General features: G+C 38.0%; 18 protein-coding genes and 1 other annotated feature. All 18 genes read left to right on the top strand.

The window, feature by feature from the left end; genetic code table 11:
- Nucleotides 1–56: 56 nt before the first annotated feature.
- The 18 genes from KFZ58_RS11110 to nadE all read left to right on the top strand — a co-directional run bounded on the left by KFZ58_RS11110 (nucleotide 57) and on the right by nadE (nucleotide 14704).
- Nucleotides 57–905, top strand: a complete 849-nt coding sequence (locus KFZ58_RS11110) for an SPOR domain-containing protein (RefSeq protein WP_235791379.1) — start codon at nucleotides 57–59, stop codon at nucleotides 903–905.
- Between the two features lie 320 nt (nucleotides 906–1225).
- The gene (radC, locus tag KFZ58_RS11105) at nucleotides 1226–1915 is read left to right on the top strand and encodes a RadC family protein (protein ID WP_235791378.1); all 690 of its coding nucleotides are present in this window, start codon (nucleotides 1226–1228) and stop codon (nucleotides 1913–1915) included.
- A gap of 230 nt (nucleotides 1916–2145) precedes the next feature.
- On the top strand, nucleotides 2146–3186 hold the full coding sequence (locus KFZ58_RS11100) for a rod shape-determining protein (protein WP_235791377.1): 1041 nt from the start codon (nucleotides 2146–2148) through the stop codon (nucleotides 3184–3186).
- Nucleotides 3187–3198: 12 nt separating this feature from the next.
- A complete protein-coding gene (gene mreC, locus KFZ58_RS11095) occupies nucleotides 3199–4068 on the top strand; it encodes a rod shape-determining protein MreC (RefSeq protein WP_235791376.1) in 870 nt (289 codons plus the stop codon).
- Nucleotides 4068–4610, top strand: coding sequence for a rod shape-determining protein MreD (gene mreD, locus KFZ58_RS11090; RefSeq protein ID WP_235791375.1), 543 nt, complete (start codon nucleotides 4068–4070; stop codon nucleotides 4608–4610). Before mreC ends, mreD begins: the two co-directional genes overlap by 1 nt.
- Nucleotides 4611–4639: 29 nt before the next feature.
- A complete protein-coding gene (minC, locus tag KFZ58_RS11085) occupies nucleotides 4640–5326 on the top strand; it encodes a septum site-determining protein MinC (RefSeq protein WP_235791374.1) in 687 nt (228 codons plus the stop codon).
- Nucleotides 5319–6116 (top strand): septum site-determining protein MinD, encoded by a 798-nt coding sequence (gene minD, locus KFZ58_RS11080; protein ID WP_235791373.1) that lies wholly within the window; start codon nucleotides 5319–5321, stop codon nucleotides 6114–6116. Before minC ends, minD begins: the two co-directional genes overlap by 8 nt.
- A 124-nt stretch (nucleotides 6117–6240) precedes the next feature.
- Complete coding sequence (locus tag KFZ58_RS11075) at nucleotides 6241–7008, top strand: M23 family metallopeptidase (protein WP_235791372.1); 768 nt, start codon at nucleotides 6241–6243, stop codon at nucleotides 7006–7008.
- The gene (locus KFZ58_RS11070) at nucleotides 6998–7858 is read left to right on the top strand and encodes a M50 family metallopeptidase (RefSeq protein ID WP_235794730.1); all 861 of its coding nucleotides are present in this window, start codon (nucleotides 6998–7000) and stop codon (nucleotides 7856–7858) included. The genes KFZ58_RS11075 and KFZ58_RS11070 overlap by 11 nt, the downstream gene beginning before the upstream one ends.
- Nucleotides 7859–7928: 70 nt before the next feature.
- Nucleotides 7929–8004, top strand: a sequence feature (ribosomal protein L21 leader region).
- A 13-nt stretch (nucleotides 8005–8017) separates the two neighbouring features.
- A complete protein-coding gene (rplU, locus tag KFZ58_RS11065) occupies nucleotides 8018–8326 on the top strand; it encodes a 50S ribosomal protein L21 (RefSeq protein ID WP_235791371.1) in 309 nt (102 codons plus the stop codon).
- Between the two features lie 12 nt (nucleotides 8327–8338).
- Nucleotides 8339–8665, top strand: a complete 327-nt coding sequence (locus KFZ58_RS11060; RefSeq protein WP_235791370.1) for a ribosomal-processing cysteine protease Prp — start codon at nucleotides 8339–8341, stop codon at nucleotides 8663–8665.
- A gap of 17 nt (nucleotides 8666–8682) precedes the next feature.
- Nucleotides 8683–8973, top strand: coding sequence for a 50S ribosomal protein L27 (gene rpmA / locus KFZ58_RS11055; protein ID WP_222641694.1), 291 nt, complete (start codon nucleotides 8683–8685; stop codon nucleotides 8971–8973).
- 141 nt (nucleotides 8974–9114) lie between these two features.
- The gene (locus KFZ58_RS11050; RefSeq protein ID WP_235791369.1) at nucleotides 9115–9639 is read left to right on the top strand and encodes a Spo0B domain-containing protein; all 525 of its coding nucleotides are present in this window, start codon (nucleotides 9115–9117) and stop codon (nucleotides 9637–9639) included.
- A 14-nt stretch (nucleotides 9640–9653) separates the two neighbouring features.
- On the top strand, nucleotides 9654–10931 hold the full coding sequence (gene obgE, locus KFZ58_RS11045; protein ID WP_235791368.1) for a GTPase ObgE: 1278 nt from the start codon (nucleotides 9654–9656) through the stop codon (nucleotides 10929–10931).
- Between the two features lie 58 nt (nucleotides 10932–10989).
- Nucleotides 10990–11841 carry a prephenate dehydratase gene (gene pheA, locus KFZ58_RS11040; protein ID WP_235791367.1) on the top strand — a complete coding sequence of 284 codons (852 nt, stop codon included), beginning with the start codon at nucleotides 10990–10992 and terminating at the stop codon, nucleotides 11839–11841.
- A gap of 130 nt (nucleotides 11842–11971) precedes the next feature.
- On the top strand, nucleotides 11972–12982 hold the full coding sequence (gene safA / locus KFZ58_RS11035; RefSeq protein ID WP_235791366.1) for a SafA/ExsA family spore coat assembly protein: 1011 nt from the start codon (nucleotides 11972–11974) through the stop codon (nucleotides 12980–12982).
- Nucleotides 12975–13934: a phosphotransferase gene (locus KFZ58_RS11030; RefSeq protein WP_235791365.1), complete on the top strand. Its 960-nt coding sequence runs from the start codon at nucleotides 12975–12977 to the stop codon at nucleotides 13932–13934. Before safA ends, KFZ58_RS11030 begins: the two co-directional genes overlap by 8 nt.
- A 23-nt stretch (nucleotides 13935–13957) precedes the next feature.
- Nucleotides 13958–14704 carry an NAD(+) synthase gene (gene nadE / locus KFZ58_RS11025; protein ID WP_235791364.1) on the top strand — a complete coding sequence of 249 codons (747 nt, stop codon included), beginning with the start codon at nucleotides 13958–13960 and terminating at the stop codon, nucleotides 14702–14704.
- The last annotated feature ends 38 nt before the right edge of the window (nucleotides 14705–14742 follow it).

The following is a 14742-nucleotide window of genomic DNA, read 5'->3' as shown; positions in this document are numbered from 1 at the left end:
TTTTCTCTTAGCTGTGCTAGAGTGAAACAAATCAATCTAGCAATGGAGGGAAAAAAGTGGACAAGAAGAAAATAGTTTTATGGAAAGTTGGAAAATCAAAAAAACATAATAGAGAGCAAGCAGCGACGCTTCAGGACTCCGAGGATGATCTTCCTACATTTGCTAGAGGAACTGATCATAAACCATCCAAAAAGCAAAACAAATGGAAGCCTTTTAAACCAATTATACTAACAACTATCTCTGCGATAGCTATTGGTTCTATTTTAGGAGTTATTATGTTGCGAATGTTTGTTGGTATTGATAGTGATTTGGCAGAAAATAATAACCTTCCGGCGGCAACTATCGATAACTCCGAAGAGGAAAATAATAATGCTGAAAATACTGCACCTGCAATTGAACAAATGAATGCTTATGTTTTACAAGGTGGCGTATTTTCGGATCAGGCGAACGCCGAGGAGTGGGTAAGCAGATATGAACAAGCTGGACTTTCGAGCTTCATTTGGGAAAGAGAGGAGCAATATTTTCTTCTGGTAGGTCTAGCGAAGACCGAGGGGCTGGCAGAGCAACTTGCTAATCAGTTAAAAGAATATCAATTTGACATTTATGTAAAAGAATGGAACACAGAGAGGGGAGGAGCTGAATTCACAGACAATGAACATGATTGGCTTCAATCTTTCCACAAAAATTGGCAGGATACTCTAAATGCATTGGAGAATGATGAAGGGTTTACAGCTGATAACTGGGAGGCTTTAATTGAAAATCATCCGGAAGACTCGGAAAATTTGGCTGGTTTAATAGAATCGCTGTTAAACTATCAGGAATCGATACAGGCCCAGGCTGAAGGCTTTGAAGCACAACAAATTCTGCTGCATTTATGGCAGCAATACAGCAACGTAACAAATTAAGACTCCTTTCGTCAGCATTGTTGCTTATAGATCTTCACATTTGATATAAAAGACGACGTAAAATCAACGTAGCAGTAATTACGTCGTCTTTTATATCTTTGATGTCAAAAGCAGCAATCTTTTAGAAAACAGCCTAAATTAAATAAAGCAACTACTACTTTTCTGTTTTGAGCTGTATGTATGTTGTTAAAACGTCATTTTCCTCTAGGGAAAATTATGATTTGCAGGATGATTACCCCATGAAAAAAGTATTTTACGGATTTGTCTCCTTTGGCTTAAGGCTATAAGATAAAGATATCTTAGTTAAGGAGGAGAAAACAATGGCCGTTTCATCAATTATGATTAAGGATGTTCCTAAGGAAGACCGGCCCAGAGAACGTCTATTGCAGCTTGGATCTGCTCATTTATCAAATCAGGAATTGCTGGCAATTCTGCTTGGAAGCGGAACAAAGGAAGAGTCAGTAATGGTCTTATCTAACAGGGTTTTAATGCATTTTGAAGGGTTAAAACTACTTAATGATGCTACAATTGAAGAGTTAATGGCAATAAAGGGAATCGGTGAAGCAAAAGGGGTTTTAATGCTTTCTGCTATTGAGCTTGGTAAAAGAATGAACCAGTACAAGTCAAATGATCGCTATATCGTGCGTTCGCCGGAAGACGGGGCTGATTATGTCATGGAGGAAATGCGCAGCTTGAATCAGGAGCATTTCGTTGTTTTATTTTTAAATACAAAGAATCAGATTATCCACAGGCAAACTATTTTTATTGGCAGTCTGAATGCCTCTATCGTACATCCAAGGGAGGTGTACCGCGAGGCTGTCAAACGTTCTGCAGCTTCCATCATTGTCGCTCATAATCATCCTTCCGGCGACCCATCGCCCTCTCAGGAAGATATTCATGTTACAAGACGTTTAGTTGAATCAGGAAAAATGATCGGTATTGAAGTGTTGGATCATTTAATTATCGGCGATAGAAAATTTATATCTTTAAAAGAAAAAGGATATCTATAACACTATCTATTTTACTATTTTTTTCGTATAATTATATAGACGAGCTATAAAGATTAAGCGCCAATTTCTATTTTTTATTGAAAGTGGCGCTTATTAAGATTGACCTGCAAGGATACCTGTCTGTAGAATTTTACGTATGAGTGATGGTGTTTATTGCATCACATAAAATTTACCGATATAGTAAAACTACATATATACAAATGAATTGTGATTTGGAGAGGGAGATTTTTTTGGGAAGATTCAGTTTTTCACAAGATTTAGGGATAGATTTAGGTACAGCCAACACGTTGGTATTTGTGAAAGGAAAAGGTGTTGTCGTACGTGAGCCTACCGTAGTAGCAAAAAACATTGAAACTGGAGATATAGAAGCAGTAGGCAGTTCAGCACGTAATATGATAGGCCGAACACCGGGGAATATTTCTGTTGTTCGGCCGATGAAAGATGGTGTGATTGCTGATTATGATACAACTGCTGTAATGATGAAGTATTATATTAAAAAGGCAATGCGAAATCGTTCTTTTTTCGCCAAAAAGCCAAGTGTCATGATCTGTGTACCATCAGGGATTACAATGGTAGAAGAACGTGCGGTTATCGATGCAACGAAGCAGGCTGGTGCAAAGGATGCATTTCCCATTGCTGAGCCATTTGCTGCCGCTATTGGTGCAGGATTACCTGTATGGGAGCCTACTGGCAGTATGATCGTTGATATTGGTGGAGGAACGACAGAGGTTGCTGTTATTTCGCTGGGTGGCATTGTGACAAGCAAGTCGATACGCACAGCTGGAGATAATATGGATGATGCTATTATTCAATTTATCCGCAAGCAGTATAACCTTATGATTGGTGAGCGATCTGCAGAATCCATTAAAATGGATGTGGGGACTGCAGGAGAAGTTAAAGAGGATGAGACATTGGACATTCGTGGACGTGATTTGTTAACCGGATTACCAAAAACAATAACGATAACCGCTAAGGAAATAGCGAATTCTTTAAAAGATACAGTAGAGTCAATAGTGGAAGCAGTTAAAAATACATTAGAGCATACTCCACCCGAATTAGCTGCAGATATTATGGATCGTGGTATTGTATTATCCGGGGGAGGATCTCTTTTAAGGAATATAGACCAAGTCATTAGTGATGAGACGAAGATGCCTGTTTTTGTAACAGAAGATCCTTTAGATGGTGTAGCAATTGGAACAGGTAAATCATTAGAATATATTCAACATTTCCGTTCCCATCCGAATGTATCCTCTCGTCCGTCAGTGGATTAAGTAGGTGTTTTGATGTCATTTTTTCGTAAGAGACGATTATTTATACTTTTAATAGGTTTCATTATACTTGTTGCATTAATTGGGTTTTCATTAAGGGACAGAGAGGATTTAACGGTAGTAGAAGAATTTATCAATGATTCGGTCGGATGGGTACAGAGTGTTATTCATGCCCCAGTTAATTTTGTGACAGATATATTTACAAATATCGAGGATATTAGGAATACGTATGGGGAGAACCAGGTGTTAAAAGAAAAGTTATCGGAATATAAAGGGCTTATTTATGATGTACAGGAACTTGAAGAAGAAAACACAACGCTAAGAGATACACTTGAAGTTACAGATTCCATCAGGGATTATAACCCGATTCAAGCAACTGTCATCTCCCGTTCTCCGGAGCGTTGGGTTGAGCAGATTTCAATTGATAAAGGAGAGCAGGATGGTGTTACTGAGAACATGGCTGTTATTACTGCTGAAGGTATGGTAGGTAAAATTCAACAGGCGCATCAGTCGACATCAACCGTTCAATTGCTTACTGGTTTTGATCAGTTCAATCGAATTTCTGCTACGATCTCTCGTGACGAGGAGCAGGATATATTTGGAATGATTGAGGGCTTTCATGAAGAAAGTAATTCACTTTTATTCCGAATTATAGAAGAATCTGATGAGGAATTGGAAGAAGATGAATTGGTTGTGTCATCGGGTATGGGAGGCGTTTTTCCAGCAGGTTTACCAATCGGTACAGTGAAAGAAACTGTTCCGGATCAATATGGATTAACGCAAACGGCACTAATTGAACCAGCTGCAGATATGTATGATATTAATCAGGTGATTGTAGTAGATCGTGTATTGGAAGATAGTGAAAATGAAGAGGAGAATGAGTAATGAAACGTTTATATTTACCGCTCATCCTCTTCCTTCTACTAGTACTAGAAGGTGTGGCACTAGAATTATTACCATCAGGTCTATTCATGAGCGACTTAATAATTGTTTCGCATTGGGTTCTTGTATTTTTAGTACTTATGGCTGTTTTCTATGACAGGGAACATACATATTACTCCGTGCTTTATGCATTGATTTTTGGTTTGTTAATCGACATTGTGTATACAGGAATACTAGGGGTGTACATGTTTTCCTATGCATTGGTAATCTATATTATTCACGGGTTACGCAGAATGCTCCACAGCAACATTTTCGTAACACTATTATTGGGTGTTATTGGAATTGCCTTATCAGATATCTCCGTCCATACTGTTTTTAAAGCTGTTGGTGTTACGGATATAGTTTGGAAGGATTATTTTCTCTATCGGTTATTACCAACCGTTTCAGCTAATCTCTTATTCCTTGCAGCTTTATATCCTATTTTAGTAAATCCCCTCCTCAGGTGGGGACAGGAACAATTATCCAGGAGTAAATCATTATTATGATGTCTTGGTTTTTAGGTGAGGTGATTTGATTGCGAGACAAGAAACAATTAATAACAATTAAAGGTACAAGAGATGGGCTCACAATATTTATCGACGAGTCTTGTTCTTTTACAGATGCTATCACTGAACTTACGGATAAAATTGTGGCAAGTCGCCCAAAAGAAAATGAACCAATTGTATCTGTGACAGTGCAATCAGGTAATCGCTATTTATATGAAGAGCATAAAGACCAATTGAGAAACGTAATAAGTGAAGAAAATCGATTTACCATTCATTCTTTTGAATCAGATGTTATTCTAAAAGAAGATGCTCTATTATGGAAAGAAGACAGTGAAATAAAAGCTATTAAACAGATTGTTAGATCCGGACAGGTTTTAGAAGTTAATGGAGACCTACTATTAATAGGTGATGTAAATCCTGGAGGAAAGGTTGTTTCAACAGGTAATATTTATGTTATGGGGAGATTGTTTGGGATTGCGCATGCAGGTTCAAATGGGGATAGAAATGCATTCATAGCTGCTTCTTTTATGAAACCAAGTCAACTGCGGGTAGCTGATTATATCAGTCGTGCTCCGGATTATGAGTCTGATGGTGTGTATATGGAATGTGGTCTTATTGACGGAAAACAGGATAAAATTATCATTGATAGACTACAAGTTCTTTCACATAAAAGAAAAGAGATTAGTGGATTCGAAAGGAGGATTATTAATGGGTGAGGCAATAGTCATTACTTCCGGAAAAGGTGGTGTTGGTAAAACAACAACAACAGCCAATATTGGTACAGCTCTGGCATTAAAGGAGAAGAAAGTATGTTTAATAGATACAGATATCGGCTTGCGGAATCTTGATGTAGTCATGGGACTTGAAAATCGTATCATTTTTGATATTGTGGACGTCATCGAGGAGCGATGTAACGTAAAACAGGCACTTATTAAGGATAAACGATTCGATTATTTATCACTATTACCTGCCGCGCAAACAAGTGACAAATCTTCTGTGACAACAGAAGGCATGAAAAAAATCATTACCGAATTGAAACAGGAATATGATTATATTATTATTGATTGTCCGGCAGGTATTGAGCAAGGGTTTCAAAACGCGATTGTTGCGGCTGATAAGGCCATCGTTGTAACAACACCCGAGAAGTCCAGTGTCAGGGATGCGGATCGAATTATTGGTTTGCTGGAAAAAGAGGATATGGATCCGCCGAATTTAGCTATCAATCGTATTCGCAGTCACATGATGAAAAATGGTGATATGCTCGAAGTTGATGAAATTGTTCAAGTGCTGTCCATTGACCTTATTGGAATCATTATTGACGATGATGAAGTAATTAAAGCATCCAATAATGGACAACCGGTCGCATTAAATGCAAGTTCTAAGGCTTCTATTGCTTATCGTAATATCGCCAGAAGAATATTGGGTGAAACCGTTCCATTACAATCATTGGAAGATGAAAAAAGTTTATTTCAGAAAGTGAAGAAGTTTATTGGGATGCGGACATAGCAGGTGTTTTCGTTTTCACAGAGGTGCCTGCGGCAAATATTTGAACAACCTCTTCTAGTTGACTCATATACAACCCATCCTTCTCATAGAATGTTATAAATGTATGAGAAGGATTGTGAGGATAATGAATAAAGGGGTTAAGAAAGTTCGCCAATCGATTGAACAACGTAAGAAAACACGTGGATTGACTGGTAAAGAAGGCTCAAAAAAACAATTATTACCACCATTTCCACAAGAGGAAGAAAAGCATGGTTACTTTCCAAGCTTTTCAGATACAGCATTTGAAAGTAATACGGATAGTAAATTTCCTTCGGGATTCATGCTGAAAGGCGTTTTATCAGCCATGCTTTTTTTTGGTGTAGCCTTATTGGGGCAAACGGATGCAGCATTCCTTCAAAAACCTAAAGAATGGACAAGCAATGCATTAACAGAAGAATTTCCTTTTGCTAGCGTAAATGTATGGTATCAGGAAACTTTTGGAAGTCCATTAGCTCTTACACCTCAGGACAACCAGGTTGCTGACAGCTCAAATCAAATGGGACTGCCAGTAAGCGGGGATGTGACAGAAACGTTTCAGGTTAATGGTACTGGGATTATGATTGCTCCACAGGAAACTGCAGATGTATCAGCATTACGTGATGGTGTTGTTATTTTTGCTGGAAATGATCGAGAAACAAATAATACGGTAGTAGTGCAGCATGCGGATGGCAGTAATTCAACCTATGGCCATTTAAGTGCGGTTGATGTGCATTTATATCAATTTGTGACTAGTAATCAGAGGATCGGTCAATTTACACCAACAACTGAAAGTGAAACCGTTTATTTTGCGATTGAACAAGAAAATGATTACATTGATCCGGTTCAGGTGATACAGGTTGACGATGCGCCTTAATTACTTACCTAAAATCCACGTCCATCCCGTATTAATGGTGTTCCTCATTATTGCTTTTGTCACAGGTACATTTATGGAATTGGCTATTATTTTAGCGATTGTTTTATTCCATGAACTAGGTCACTATATCGTCGCTAGTATTTTTAAGTGGCGTATTCAAGGTATTATGCTCTGGGTGTTTGGTGGTGTCATGGATACAGAAGAACATGGAAACAGACCAATCCGAGAAGAGGCACTTGTTACAATTGCGGGTCCATTTCAGCATGTAATTATTTATCTGATCTTATTTTTCTTGGCATCGGCTGATTTAGTTCCAGCTTCTGTTTTGGAGTTAATCTTTTATTATAATACGGTAATTCTTATATTTAACTTACTTCCAATTTGGCCGCTCGATGGTGGGAAGCTTTTATTTTTAGGTTTATCTGCCTTCTCACCATATAAGAAGGCGTATCAGTCCGTTATTATATTTTCCATGGTTATCAGTTTGTTTGTTTTGGTGCTTCAGTTGATTTTTTTTCCATTTACATTAAGTGCTTTTTTTATTATGATTTTTCTATTTATGGAAAATAGATCAGAATGGAATAAACGGTATTATGTATTTATGCGCTTCTTATTAAAGCGTTATGAAGGAAACACGGCTGTTAATGCTGTAAGACCCATCGTTGTGCCGCATGAAGCCACTTTGATGGATGTGTTTGGCCATTTTAGACGTGAGAAGAAGCACCCCATTTATATTACATACCCGGACAACGGGCGAAGGGCAGTAGATGAAAATGATTGCTTGCTCCTGTTTTTTCATGAAAAGCAGTATAATAAAACAATTGGTGAGGCAGTAAGTTATATCCCATAGAAAAGTTCAAGCATATTCTTGACATGTTCTTGCTAAACATGATACTATCAATACGTTATTAATCGTAGCACCAGTGCTACAACCGCACAGATCAGGTCATAAACTTAAGATTTTAGAGTGCCTGTATGGCGAGTCTGAGTTGATTAGGAGGTGCAAGATATGTACGCAATTATTGAAACAGGCGGTAAACAAATGAAAGTTGTTGAAGGCCAGGAGATTTACGTGGAAAAAGTGGAGGCAGACGCGAACGATTCTGTTACATTTGAAAATGTTCTTTTTGTAGGCGGAGACGATGTTAAAGTTGGAGCACCATATGTTGATGGTGCAACTGTAACTGCTAATGTTCAAAAACATGGTCGTCAGAAAAAGATTACTGTTTTCAAATACAAACCAAAGAAAAACTATCATCGTAAACAAGGTCACCGTCAGCCATATACAAAATTGGTCATTGACAAAATTAATGCATAAAGGTATTTGCATATGATTAATGTAACCATATATCGATCAAACAATCAGATTACAGCTTTTGAACTGACAGGACATGCAGGCAGTGGACCGTATGGCTACGACTTAGTATGTGCAGGTGTATCAGCTGTTTCCATTGGAGCTGTAAATGCAGTGATGGAATTATGTCAGACAGAACTGAAAATTGAGCAGGGAAATGATGGTGGATATCTTCATGTCACCTTGCCTGATTCGCTCGATGGTGTGCTAATGGAAAAAGCACAGCTCTTATTTGAAGGTATGCTTATTTCATTAAAGTCGATTGAAATCGAATATAATCAATTTATTACAATACAGAATTAATAAGGAGGTGCAAAACGATGCTACGTCTAGATTTACAATTTTTCTCACAGAAAAAGGGTGCAGGTAGTACGAAAAACGGACGTGACTCCGAATCCAAACGCCTTGGTGCTAAACGTGCTGACGGTCAATTTGTAACCGGTGGTTCTATTCTATTCCGTCAACGCGGAACAAAGATTTATCCAGGTGAAAATGTAGGACGCGGTGGAGATGATACACTTTTTTCCAAAGTTGATGGTGTTGTTCAATACGAACGCTTTGGCCGTGATCGTAAAAAAGTGAGTGTCTATCCCCAAGCGCAGGAAGCATAATGATAGAATATATAACTCCAACCAGCTTTTTGGTTGGGGTTTTCTTATTTCTTGGCAAAAACATTGCCAAGTTTTCAAAACAAGTTAATACCTGCAATGAAGTTTCGCAGTTTTTCTGCTATACTTTAATGGGGTGAGTAAATGAAGCCGGATGAAGTTGTACAAGTCTTACAGCATTACAGGCATGATTTAATGAACCATTTGCAAATTGTCCAAGGTTACTTAAGTATGAAAAAACCAGATAAAGCAGAAGCTAAATTAAAGGAAACGCTTGATTATTATAATGAAGAACGCAAACTAATGGGCTTAAATGCTCCTATGTTTATGTTATGGCTTATTCAATTTAACAGTAGATTTAAAAATTGGCGTATAAATTACCAAATACATACCGAATATAAAGATTTACGAACGATTGATAACCAGCTGACAGAACAATGTAAGCATATCTTAAGTACTTTTAGGCACGCTCTGAATGATACTGAACTATTTGAGGTGAATTTAGAATTAAATGCACGAACAAATCCCTCCCAAATACAGGTTCGTCTTTTTATTGACTCGGGAGATCGTCTAGAAATAAATGGGGATAAATTAAATCTAAGTAATGTAGTAGATATGGATGAAACAACAAGTGGTATAAGCTGTGTATTTTCGATTCCATGGAATTGATGAGGTGAATAATTATGTTTGTAGATCAGGTAAGTGTATATGTGAAAGCCGGGGATGGTGGAAATGGTCTTGTAGCATACCGCCGTGAAAAATATGTGCCAAAAGGCGGCCCTGCCGGGGGTGATGCTGGAAATGGAGCAGACATCATTTTTGAGGTGGATGAAGGACTAAATACATTAATGGATTTTCGTTATAATCGTCATTTTAAAGGGAAGCGTGGAGAAAATGGGCGGAGTCAGAATCAGCATGGGAAAAATGCCTCAGCCTTCATAATTCCAGTGCCTCCTGGTACGACTGTAACGGACGTGGAAACAGAAGAAGTTATAGCAGATTTAACCACTCATGGACAGCAGGCTGTAATTGCGAAGGGGGGTAGAGGAGGACGTGGGAATTCACGTTTCGTGAGTCCAAGAAATCCCGCTCCGGATTTGGCTGAAAATGGTGAACCGGGACAAGAACGAAATATTAAAGTGGAATTGAAATTAATAGCTGATGTAGGCCTTGTTGGATTTCCGAGTGTAGGTAAGTCCACTTTCATTTCTGTCGTTAGTGCAGCAAAGCCTAAAATCGCAGACTACCATTTTACAACATTGACACCAAATCTTGGTGTTGTTGATACAAGCGATCAACGTAGTTTTGTAATCGCTGATTTGCCTGGTTTAATCGAAGGAGCACATGAGGGGACTGGATTAGGCCATCAATTTCTTCGTCATATTGAGCGGACAAGAGTTATTGTTCATGTGGTCGATATGGCGGGCATGGAAGCTAGAGATCCATATGATGATTTCATGAAAATTAACCAGGAACTCAAAGCATATGACAAGGATCTAATGAGGAGACCGCAAATCATTGCAGCAAATAAGATGGATATGCCTGGTGCAGAAGATAATTTAGCAATGTTTAAAGAACAAGTTGGGGAAGATTTACCTATATACAAGATATCAGCCCTGACGAAAGAAGGACTAAGAGAAATTTTATTTGCTATCGCAGATGCGTTAGACAATATCCCGAAAGTACCAGTAGAAGTGGAGACGGAGGAGAAAGTTGTCTATCGTTATCAGAAAGAGGATGCGCCATTTATAATATCCAGGGATCCGGATGGTGCGTATGTCTTATCAGGGGACAAAATTGAAAAGCTATTTAAAATGACTGATTTTAACAGAGATGAGGCGGTACAGAGGTTTTCCAGACAGATTCGCGCGATGGGTGTTGATGAAGAACTGCGAAAACATGGGGCAAAAGATGGGGACACCATTCGTTTACTTAATTTTGAATTTGAATTTATTGAATAACGTAATAGAATTTTAACTATAAAATTTTGGTTACCGTAGAGTAAGGGAGAGAAGTTTGGTGACAACTATAGGATATTTAGGACCAAAAGGAACTTTTACAAAATTAGCAGTAGATACTGCTTTTAATGGGGAGAATAAACAAGGCTTTGATACGATTCCTGAATGTATTGATGCTGTAGAGCAAAATCACATAGATATCGGTGTTGTGCCATTGGAAAATGCGATAGAAGGAACCGTACAGCTAACAGTGGATTACTTGGTTCACCAGGTTCGCCTACCAATTGAGGCTGAAATCGTCGTTCCGATTCAGCAGCATTTACTCGTACACCCCGATTTTTCCGGGGAACTTTCTGAAATTAAGGAAGTCCATTCCCACAGTCATGCAATCGCGCAATGCCATCAATATATACATCAGCATCTATCAAGTGCGAACATAGGTTTCGCTGCCTCCACAGGGAAGGCTGCTGAAATGGTTAGTGAAGGGAATACTTCTATAGCAGCTATTGGGAATAAATTGGCTGCTCGTGAATATGGATTGAGAATAATACAGGAAAATGTGCATGATTATCCAAATAATCATACACGGTTTGTGGTGTTGACAAAAGATAAGGATAATTTAACCATCAATCATCCAGTTCAATCGGAAAAAACCACGCTTCTTATAACATTGCCAAGTGATCGTGCAGGTGCTCTTCATCAGGTGCTTTCAGCTTTCGCTTGGAGGAAAATGAATTTATCAAAAATTGAATCCAGACCAATGAAAACTGGACTTGGCAATTACTTTTTTATTGTTGATGTCGAACAACCATTTGATGATGTGCTTTTTCCTGGAGTGAAAGCTGAATTGGAAGCACTCGGATGTCAAGTGAATATATTGGGAACATATCCTGTTTTCCAGATGAATATTTAATTTTAAACCGTCGTTCTTCTTATGAAGTTCGGCGGTTTTCTAAAATTAAGGTTCAACATTTCTCAATTTCCTGCATATGTTGATATTAGTAATTAGCCCAGTTTGAGAAATGAGAGGAGTTTGGTTTGTTTTGAAAATACACATTGTCCAAAAAGGAGATACATTGTGGGAAATATCCAAGAGTTATGGCGTAGACTTTGAACAGGTTAAAGAACTCAATTCACAATTATCCAGTCCGGATATGATCATGCCAGGCATGAAAATAAAAATACCTAGTTCATCAAAGATGGTGAAAAAGGAGGATATGTCAGTTAAAGAGACGCATAAAGCGGAGCAACCATATAAAGATATTTCACCAAAGCCAATGCCGGTTATAAAAGAAGACGATAAAGAAAAACCAAAAGCAGTGAAACCACAAATGCCAGTGCAACCATTGCCAAAAATGCCGATACAGAAAGAGAAAGAAATGCCGATAGAGCCATTGCCAAAAATGCCAATACACAAAGAAAAACAAACGCCGATTAAGAAAGATAAAACAATGCCGATGTTAGAGCAGGACCATTATACAACTGTAAATTTTCCCAAAATACAACAACAATACACGGAAAAGAAAGAAAAAAAGCCCGAAAAAGATTATAAGCATATAAAACCACAGCCGCTACCTGAGCCACAAATGCAGCAGGTGCCGATGGTTCCAATGTGCTGTCATGTTGTGCATCCTTGTTATCCACCGGTACCATTTCCTGCAATGGGTGCCATGCCTGAAGGTTTCGGACCACCACAACCAATGCTACAACCTGATTTCCATCCGCAAATGGCTGGTGACATGATGCAACCAAATCAGGATTGCGGTTGCAGGCAAAACGCTCCATTTATGCAACCACAGCCGATGCCGCAATTTGGGAATGAATATCAGTCACAACCGATGCCGGAATATTATCAACATTTGAAACCACAATACGGAACCGAATTTAAGCATGAGCCTGAATTTAAAACCCACCAAATGCCGTCAAGTAATATGTACCCACCGTATTTTGGTAATGCTGGTTCAATGAAAAATCATCCGTACCCTGACCCACCTGCTTACCCGGATTTTTCATCATCCCATAGAGATAAAGAGGACGAAGATAAAGATGAATAGTTTTAAACAAGGAGACGAATTTAAATATCGTCTCTCTTCTTTTTTATCCCAAGAAGGTAAATTATTACCCCTTGATAGAATTTCTTTCATTAATTCTTCTGTTATTTTGATTCAAACTGTTGAGAAAGAAAAATTCGTATTAAAAAGGCATCAAAAGAAAGAAAATGTTAATCTGCAATGGGATTTCTTTGATGAACTTGATGAATCGAATGCGGTTCCTTTTAAAAGATATCCAAATGGGCGTAAAATAATAAGCAGGAATAATTATTACTGGACAATAACACCTTTTATTCAAGGGGAAAAATTAAATTATAATCTGGAAGCAGACAGACTGAATGCTGTCAAAGTATTAAAGGAATTTCACCATAAAGCGAAAAATATTCATATTTCTAGTGCTACACCAGAAGATTATTTATTCAGCCGGTGGTATCAACGACTTTTATTATTTAAAAAAACTGCCTCTATTTTTAAAGAATGTGGTTTTGAAAATTTATATAAGGATATAGTACAAACAACAGTAATTCAATTACGTCTGATAACAGAGTTTCCTTGGGAAAGTTATGAATTGGCTGCTAAAAAGAAAGGTGAGTGGATACATGGGGATGTTGCTTCACATAATTTTCTGCGAAGTAACCAAACTCATGTTATTGATTTTGATTTATTGAAGTGTACGACACAGCTGTATGATTATATTCAATTAGGTCAACGGTTTCTGCCTTATATAAACTGGAATCTTGATAAGCTGCTTGCATATCAAATGGTACAAGAAAAGGACGTTAAAGCTTGGGTTTATGCAATATGTATTCCAAGTGATGTCATGAGGGAATGGCTCCATTATTTGTATCGGAAACCAACATCAGGTAGACATCGCTATTTATCAGTTATGGAAGAAAAATGGATCAAACGAAGTAATTTTGTAAAGAATAGTAAATTAATGCTAAAATCGATATAAGGTTGTTAGAGGAGTGAAGAAAAATGGAAAAATATGTAGATGATATCGTGCAATGGTTACAACAGCAAGTGAAAAATGCAGGTGTGAAAGGATTACTGGTAGGCGTAAGTGGAGGTCTTGATTCTGCAGTAGTTGCTCATTTAATTAAAAGGGCGTTTCCTGATGATTCATTAGGTGTAATGTTGCCAATTCAAACAAAACCATCCGACATGAAGGACGCCCAAAACGTTATTAAAAGCTGCGGTATAGAAGCTATTACTGTCGATTTGTCCCAAACCCATGAGGATATGTACGGACAAATAACAGAACGATTAAATGAAAAGGACGAATTTAATGTAGATAATGATCAGCTAGCAGGCGCTAATCTTCGTGCAAGATTACGTATGAGTACATTATACGCATTAGCCACAAATTATAATTATTTAGTCGTAGGGACAGATAATGCTTCTGAACACTATACAGGCTATTTCACAAAATATGGAGACGGGGCGGCTGATATTATGCCACTTGTTGAATTTACGAAACAAGAGGTACGCGAATTGGCAGCATATCTTGGTGTCGCGGGAAAATTAGTTAGTAAGGAACCAAGTGCTGATTTATGGGAAGGCCAGACAGATGAAGACGAGATGGGAACAACCTATGACAAAATTGATGCCTATTTAAAAGGGGAGGAAATTCCTGAAAAAGATAAAGAAATCATCGAACGTATGCATGCGAATACAGCACATAAACGAGACCCATTACCTCAATTTAAAAAGTTAGCTAATTAATCTTCCTTATATTGACTCGTGTAAAAAAACCTCCCTTA

Source organism: Virgibacillus sp. NKC19-16, from assembly GCF_021560035.1.
GTDB classification, from domain to species: domain Bacteria; phylum Bacillota; class Bacilli; order Bacillales; family Amphibacillaceae; genus Virgibacillus_L; species Virgibacillus_L salidurans.
Note: the sequence above shows the minus strand (reverse complement) of the source record. Positions and strands in the feature narration are given on the sequence as shown.

What these genes read in the sequence shown, in the direction of transcription:
- nadE (WP_235791364.1), top strand. Translation starts at nt 13,958, where the DNA reads ATGGAAAAATATGTAGATGATATCGTGCAATGGTTACAACAGCAAGTG.
- KFZ58_RS11050 (WP_235791369.1), top strand. Translation starts at nt 9,115, where the DNA reads ATGAAGCCGGATGAAGTTGTACAAGTCTTACAGCATTACAGGCATGAT.
- mreC (WP_235791376.1), top strand. Translation starts at nt 3,199, where the DNA reads ATGTCATTTTTTCGTAAGAGACGATTATTTATACTTTTAATAGGTTTC.
- obgE (WP_235791368.1), top strand. Translation starts at nt 9,654, where the DNA reads ATGTTTGTAGATCAGGTAAGTGTATATGTGAAAGCCGGGGATGGTGGA.
- KFZ58_RS11030 (WP_235791365.1), top strand. Translation starts at nt 12,975, where the DNA reads ATGAATAGTTTTAAACAAGGAGACGAATTTAAATATCGTCTCTCTTCT.
- minD (WP_235791373.1), top strand. Translation starts at nt 5,319, where the DNA reads ATGGGTGAGGCAATAGTCATTACTTCCGGAAAAGGTGGTGTTGGTAAA.
- radC (WP_235791378.1), top strand. Translation starts at nt 1,226, where the DNA reads ATGGCCGTTTCATCAATTATGATTAAGGATGTTCCTAAGGAAGACCGG.
- rpmA (WP_222641694.1), top strand. Translation starts at nt 8,683, where the DNA reads ATGCTACGTCTAGATTTACAATTTTTCTCACAGAAAAAGGGTGCAGGT.
- rplU (WP_235791371.1), top strand. Translation starts at nt 8,018, where the DNA reads ATGTACGCAATTATTGAAACAGGCGGTAAACAAATGAAAGTTGTTGAA.
- KFZ58_RS11075 (WP_235791372.1), top strand. Translation starts at nt 6,241, where the DNA reads ATGAATAAAGGGGTTAAGAAAGTTCGCCAATCGATTGAACAACGTAAG.
- KFZ58_RS11070 (WP_235794730.1), top strand. Translation starts at nt 6,998, where the DNA reads ATGCGCCTTAATTACTTACCTAAAATCCACGTCCATCCCGTATTAATG.
- KFZ58_RS11060 (WP_235791370.1), top strand. Translation starts at nt 8,339, where the DNA reads ATGATTAATGTAACCATATATCGATCAAACAATCAGATTACAGCTTTT.
- mreD (WP_235791375.1), top strand. Translation starts at nt 4,068, where the DNA reads ATGAAACGTTTATATTTACCGCTCATCCTCTTCCTTCTACTAGTACTA.